Annotated in this window: 7 protein-coding genes; 2 read left to right on the forward strand and 5 right to left on the reverse strand. The window is 52.2% G+C overall.

Annotation, left to right across the window (positions count from 1 at the left end; all coding sequences use genetic code 11):
- The 5 genes from IQ235_RS16025 to IQ235_RS16045 form a co-directional block, all read right to left on the reverse strand.
- The coding region (locus IQ235_RS16025) for a PrsW family glutamic-type intramembrane protease (RefSeq protein WP_264322442.1) at positions 1-1189 on the reverse strand (1189 nt) is incomplete at its 3' end.
- Positions 1190-1342: 153 nt separating this feature from the next.
- Positions 1343-1543, reverse strand: a complete 201-nt coding sequence (locus tag IQ235_RS16030) for a hypothetical protein (protein ID WP_264322443.1) — start codon at positions 1541-1543, stop codon at positions 1343-1345.
- Positions 1544-1555: 12 nt separating this feature from the next.
- On the reverse strand, positions 1556-2125 hold the full coding sequence (def, locus tag IQ235_RS16035; protein ID WP_264322444.1) for a peptide deformylase: 570 nt from the start codon (positions 2123-2125) through the stop codon (positions 1556-1558).
- A 249-nt stretch (positions 2126-2374) separates the two neighbouring features.
- Positions 2375-3262: an NmrA family NAD(P)-binding protein gene (locus IQ235_RS16040; RefSeq protein WP_264322445.1), complete on the reverse strand. Its 888-nt coding sequence runs from the start codon at positions 3260-3262 to the stop codon at positions 2375-2377.
- A gap of 79 nt (positions 3263-3341) precedes the next feature.
- A complete protein-coding gene (locus IQ235_RS16045) occupies positions 3342-4349 on the reverse strand; it encodes an NmrA/HSCARG family protein (RefSeq protein ID WP_264322446.1) in 1008 nt (335 codons plus the stop codon).
- 123 nt (positions 4350-4472) lie between these two features.
- On the opposite strand from IQ235_RS16045, the gene IQ235_RS16050 reads away from it, so the two are divergent.
- A complete protein-coding gene (locus tag IQ235_RS16050) occupies positions 4473-5384 on the forward strand; it encodes a LysR family transcriptional regulator (RefSeq protein WP_264322447.1) in 912 nt (303 codons plus the stop codon).
- A gap of 97 nt (positions 5385-5481) precedes the next feature.
- Positions 5482-6166, forward strand: a 685-nt coding sequence (locus IQ235_RS16055) for an AIR synthase related protein (RefSeq protein WP_264322448.1), incomplete at its 3' end; no start/stop codon positions are given.

Here is a 6166-nt window from a genome sequence, read left to right on the forward strand (position 1 = left end):
CGTTGAAACTGCCCACCGCATTCCAGAGGGCGTGCAACACCGAAGCCGTCAAATAACCCACGACCACCGTCCGCAACCGTTTTGAGGGCATCAGAACGCTCAATCCGATGGCATAGCCGAAATAGCCGCTATAAGCGATATGTCCGGCAACAGACCCCAACATTCGCGGAATCAGCAGTTGCAGTCCCGCTTCGGGCCCAGAACTGGCTACCACGCTAGGGACGTACTGCCACAGGGTTTCGAGCAATGTAAACCCGACCGCCGATGCCGCCCCCAATAAAATCCCATCGAGGGGTTCCCACACGCCCACGCGAGTATTCCAGGGGGGAAAGAAGCCGCGACCGATAATCAAGGCCCCAAAGACAGGGATGGCTTTGAGCAATTCTTCCATCAATCCCGCCCCGAAAAACATCCGCACCAGCAGTTCGCCAAAGGTTATCGATTCTCCGGCTACGGGGAGACGACCGGGAAGTACTTCGCGGAACAGCCACAAGAATCCCGAAAGTACCGGACTTAGCAACAAAACGATCGTTGAAACGCAAACAGCGATCGAAACCCACCAAGGTTTGGGTTTGCCACAGATTTGGTAGATGAAATAGTACGCCATCCCCGCGATGTAGATCCCGAGGACGCGGTTAAAGACGAGCTGTTCTCCGACAGCGGCGAATAGGAATACCACAACGCTGACGGTCATAGCGACGGGCAGCAGATAAGCTTTGCGGGTGAGATGGCCTCCCGTGGAGAGAATGGGAAACAGTTTGGTGAAGGTGACGGTAACCGGATCGGTCTGGTAAAAGGAGGATTGCAATCGGGTGGGTTGGACGGTGGCTGGGGAAGCACAGACATACTCGAAGAGAAACTCTGGACCCCTTTGACCCAAAACGATGAGATCCCCCGGTTCGAGAATTCGGCACCCCCGAACGGTGACTCCGTTGACGTAAGTCCCGTTGGTGCTGTCGAGATCGCACAGTTCCCAAATCTGCGGACTACCGGGGGTAGGTTCGATCGGTCGAATTTGAGCGTGGATGCCCGATACCATTCGGTGCTTTGCCGCTAAAACGATGCCGCAATTGGGATCGCGACCGAGGGCGATCGCATCGGTAGAAGAAAGTTCGTATCTTCGGGGTTCGCCGACGGTTCTGATGCCGTATCCTTGGAGTTGCTCGAGGAATGCGCGATCGTCGCTCATGAATTTTTGGTCGATCGAGATAGGTCGCGATCTCCGGGCATCTCGCTCGGGGTTGTCCGCAACTCGATCTCAAATTTGGGTATATGTTTGGGCGGGGTGTGAATTCGGACGCGAGGTTGCCCCGATGAGGCGATCGACTCGCGGTCCGACATCTTATTGTTCTTCTCGCGCTGCCTGCACTGCGGCGTAGAAAGCATAGATTCCGAAGGGAATACTCAGAGCGAGGATGGTACCCGTCACCATCGTCCCGTATTGCGGAATCCCAGAGGATAGCTCGAAAACCGAACCCACTGCCGCAATGCCCGACACGCAAGAGCACAGCAAGAAAAAACCACTTTTTGGCGTCATGCCCATTTGTCTTTGCTCCTATCGAACGGCTTTAACATCGCGAACTGAAAACTCTGTCTTGCTCAATGCTTCCGTAAGTGCCAATTCGTTTTCTACGCGATCGACAAATAATACCCCATTGAGGTGATCGATTTCGTGCTGGATAATCCGGGACGGTAGTTCGTCAAACACTCGCTTTTGCGGGCGACCGTTTTCGTCTTTGTACGCCACTTCCACCCTCGACGGACGAGTCACGTCTAAGAATACCCCAGGAATGCTCAAACATCCTTCTTCGGCAACAGTAAGGGGGCCGTCGAGTTTTTTGATAGCGGGGTTAATCAGCACTAATGGCGGGGTTGCTGGATTTTCCCAGTCGCTATCCAAGACTAAAATCTGCTTTTGAATGCCGATTTGGGGCGCCGCCAGACCGATACCATCGGAGGTATACATCGTCTGGAGCATTTCCTTAATTAGTTTGCGGATGCGATCGTCTACGCGGGCGACACGCTTGGCGGGTTGGCGCAGAACCCGTTCTCCCATGAAGTGTAAGTCTAGGGGAGATTTCTCTAATTTCTTTTTTTCAACGATCGGTTTTTGAGTTGTCGGCATCTTATCGGTGCGGCTTGTCGGGACGACTTTATCGAGGTTTTGTTTCTTTAATTCTAGCGGAAGTTGACAAGTCCTCCTGCGGCACGAGGTTCGATGGGGAGAACTCCCGAAAGCTTCATTAGTGCTTGGTATTCGATCGATAAACGTCACGAAGAATCTTTCGTAAATCCTTCAAAATCGTCCTTATACACTCTTCGATAGAGCGGTTTGCGCAAAACACCGATCCCGCGCAGAGTTCGCCGGTAAAATTTAAGATCGAGCCACCAATCGATCGCGATGTTTTTTCGCAAACTCATGCCAGCTTAAGGGTTTGCGCCCTGTAATCGCTTCAAAGTTATCGAAGGTGGCATCCGCATTGGGAATTGCATCTTCGTTATTGAGCTTGAATTGCGTATAGACGCAGTTCATATAAGCTGGATCAGCACCAGCAGCTAAAGAATTTTCTAAAAACTCTTCTGGTGGACGAGCTTGGGCCACAAACGGTTGCCCCGTCTCTTGAGTAAAAATGTCTGCAATTTCATCAAAAGTCTTGGCATCGTAGCCTAGGGAAACGACCTGCCCGGAATATTTCTGGGGTTCCCGTAAAATGTGGGCGACGACCAATGCCAGGTCATCGCAGTCGACCCAGCTCCAGCAAGCGTTCCCGACATAATGACGAATGACATTGCCATCCAACCAGCGGTATCCCGGTCCGGTGATGTTTTGCATAAAAGCTTCAGGGCGCAGGTGGGTGTAGCTAAAGCCTTGCTGTTCGATATAAGCTTCCACGAATTGATGCCAGCCCCAGTGGGCGACTTCGTTGGTGGGGGCAGTGGATGCACCAATGTGGACGATGTGCCGAACGCTTGTAGTTTTAGCAGCATCTACAAAGCGTTTGCTCTGACGCAGCATATCAACACTGTAGCCGGTCAGAAGCAGAGCGCGATCGATGTTCTTCAATGCCGGTTCTAGGGTTTCGGGTTTATCCAAATCGAGGATGACCGTTTTGATACCTCGTTCTTGAAACGTCTTGGCTTTTTCTGCCGAACGGACAGCCGCAATGGGGTTACTATCCCCTGCGAGTTGAAGCTGACGCAGCGCTTCACCCCCAACTTTACCCGTTGCACCTAAAACAAGAATATTTGGCCCAGTTGTCATGATAGTTCTTCCTAACGGTTTATCGGATAGTGCTGGTGTGGGTTTGCCTTGGCTGAATCGCCTGTTTTTTCTCTAGGACTTACTCGCGACCTGAAATTGGATCTTTTTGCACGGCGCGGGCTTCCCCCCGCCAGTTGCTTTCCTTGAGCCAATCGGCAAATGTGCGCAGACCTGGATGAAGCTGTCTCAAAAGCTCGTAGTCACGGGGGGCAGCATAGCCTTCTCGGTACAGCCTGAAGTTATTCACCACATCATGAGCGTTGGGAATCCCAGAGGACAGAAAGGCTTCCAATGTGGGCGGACGGTATTCTGCGGGGATACCCGTCACCTGGGTGAAAATATCGACAATTTCTGCCATCGGCAATTCATCAGACGCAACGCGCAGGGTTCTGCCGCCCCAAGTCTCGCGATCGGATAGCATCATGGTGACGAAGTAACCGATATCATCCAATGCAACCATCTGCCAAGGCGCATCGCCAGAAAGCGGGCCGGTGAACAGCAATCCTTCGCGGCCATCCGCAAGCGTTCCAGATTCCGGTACGAAGATGGATTGAAAGTTCTCAAAATAAGGGGCGGTTACCAACACGCTGACGTGATTTGAATACCAACCGTCTTCGACTTTTCGCATGTATTCGTCGGAGCGTCGCCAGTCGATTTCATGCTCGACGGCGGCTTTGGCATCGTAGTGAGGCAGCATCAGTTTTCCGCCCGAGAGCGAAGCCACTGCATCTAGAGAGGAGTAAATGAAGTGCTCGACACCCGAGAGTCGGGCGACTTCGAGCGATCGCACCCCCTGCTCTTTTTCAACGGTAAAACTCGCCTCAGACCAAAAGTTGGTATTGCAAAAGACAGCGTTTACATCTTGCATCGCTTGGCGAAGGCTTTCTTCATCGTTGAGATTGCCTTGGCGAAAGGAGACTCGTCCGCCGCCTCGATCGATTAATTGCTGCGCGGTTTCACTATCGGGCGATCGAGAAAAAATAGCGACTTGCCAATCGGTAGTGTTGTCTAGAAGTAACGATCGGACAACTGCTCGCCCCATTGCACCAGTTCCGCCAATAACCAAAGCTGTTTTAGTTGCTGACATTTTCAACAATCCTTCCAATCGAAAAATTTCAATTTTTTGAATACAGCGATTTGGCTGCATTGCCATATTTCGACTATAAAAGGGCGGTAATATAATGTCTAATTCATAATTAATATAATTGCCATGAATTCAATGCATGATAAGCCGATCGATCTCAACCTACTCCACATCTTTGAAGCGGTGATGATCGAGCTAAATGTCACCCGTGCTGCTCAACGATTGAACATGACCCAGCCTGCGGTGAGCCATGCCCTACGGCGACTGAGACGGATTACCAACGATAATTTATTTTTGAAAGTTCCGAGCGGAGTGAGTCCTACACCAAAGGCCTTAGAACTTTGGGAACCAATTCGGGACGGGTTGGGACGCATTCGAGGGGCGATCGCACCACCGGCTTTTGACCCGGCTTCGTCCACTCAAACCTTTACCCTAGCAATCGCTGACTACACGGCAGCGCTCTTTTTACCGAAACTGTTGCCCATTCTGGCCCGAACCGCACCCAAGATTAATATCCGCGTCGTTCCCAACACAAACATCAATGCTGCAAAGCTGCTCGAACACTCAGAAATCGATTTGGCGATGGGGCGGTTTTATCGATCGACCCTTCGGTTGAGGGTGCAAGAGATTATGGGCGATCGCTACGTCTGTATCATGCGCAAAGACCATCCCTTAGCCGGTACAAGACTCACCCTCGAGCAATACATCAAGGCAGATCATCTCCTGGTCACTCTGACAGGAGAGGCGACGGGTTTCATTGACGAGCAGTTGAGAGAAATGGATTTGAATCGCCGCATCGCTCTGACGGTTAACCAATTCACGCTGGTTCCCGAACTGATAGCCGGCTCTGACTTAATCTCGGCGATGCCTCTACGCATGGTGGAACGGAGTCTTTTGCAAACAGATTTGCAAATCACAGAGCTACCGCTCGAAGTGGCTCCAGCTTTTTTACAAATGATGTGGCACGAACGCCAGCAGGTAGATTCAGCTCATGAATGGTTTCGGACTCAACTGATTAACATTGCTCGAGAGATGTAACGGCTGACAAACAAGATCGCCTCAGGTGCGCGATTCGCCAAAAATTGACCCGAAATCTCGATACAATTTAAGCCTGTCCTCTGCATTCGAGCTTCCCATGACCTCTACCGTTGCATCTCCCTTTTCCCCTGAAGAAATCGCCTCAGAAGGCATCAAACCTGAAGAATACGAAGAAATCGTCCGCCGTCTGGGAAGACACCCCAATAAAGCCGAACTGGGAATGTTCGGGGTGATGTGGTCGGAACATTGCTGCTACAAGAATTCTCGCCCCCTGCTGGCACAGTTTCCGACCACGGGCGATCGCGTTCTCGTCGGGCCGGGAGAAAATGCGGGGGTGGTAGACTTCGGCAACGGTATCCGACTGGCGTTCAAAATCGAGTCCCACAACCACCCCTCGGCGATCGAACCGTTTCAGGGAGCTGCCACGGGAGTCGGGGGCATTCTCCGAGATATTTTCACCATGGGAGCGCGTCCCCTAGCCGTCCTCAACTCCTTGCGTTTCGGTTCCCTCGACGATGCCCGCACTCGCCGCATCTTCACCGGTGTGGTGGAAGGTATCGCCCACTATGGCAACTGTTTCGGCGTTCCCACGGTGGGGGGTGAAGTTTACTTCGACCCAGCATACAGCGGTAATCCTCTCGTCAACGTGATGGCGATCGGTTTGATGGAAACAGAAGAAATCGTCAAAGCGGGGGCTTCTGGCATCGGAAATCCGGTGCTGTACGTCGGTTCCACCACCGGACGGGATGGCATGGGGGGCGCGAGTTTTGCCAGTGCGGAGT

It is taken from the genome of Zarconia navalis LEGE 11467 (assembly GCF_015207075.1).
Classification (GTDB): domain Bacteria; phylum Cyanobacteriota; class Cyanobacteriia; order Cyanobacteriales; family Geitlerinemataceae; genus Zarconia; species Zarconia navalis.

Excerpts from the sequence above, each read along its gene's own strand:
- def (WP_264322444.1), bottom strand. The coding sequence starts at position 2,125 with ATGCCGACAACTCAAAAACCGATCGTTGAAAAAAAGAAATTAGAGAAA.
- IQ235_RS16045 (WP_264322446.1), bottom strand. The coding sequence starts at position 4,349 with ATGTCAGCAACTAAAACAGCTTTGGTTATTGGCGGAACTGGTGCAATG.
- IQ235_RS16030 (WP_264322443.1), bottom strand. The coding sequence starts at position 1,543 with ATGGGCATGACGCCAAAAAGTGGTTTTTTCTTGCTGTGCTCTTGCGTG.
- IQ235_RS16050 (WP_264322447.1), top strand. The coding sequence starts at position 4,473 with ATGAATTCAATGCATGATAAGCCGATCGATCTCAACCTACTCCACATC.
- IQ235_RS16040 (WP_264322445.1), bottom strand. The coding sequence starts at position 3,262 with ATGACAACTGGGCCAAATATTCTTGTTTTAGGTGCAACGGGTAAAGTT.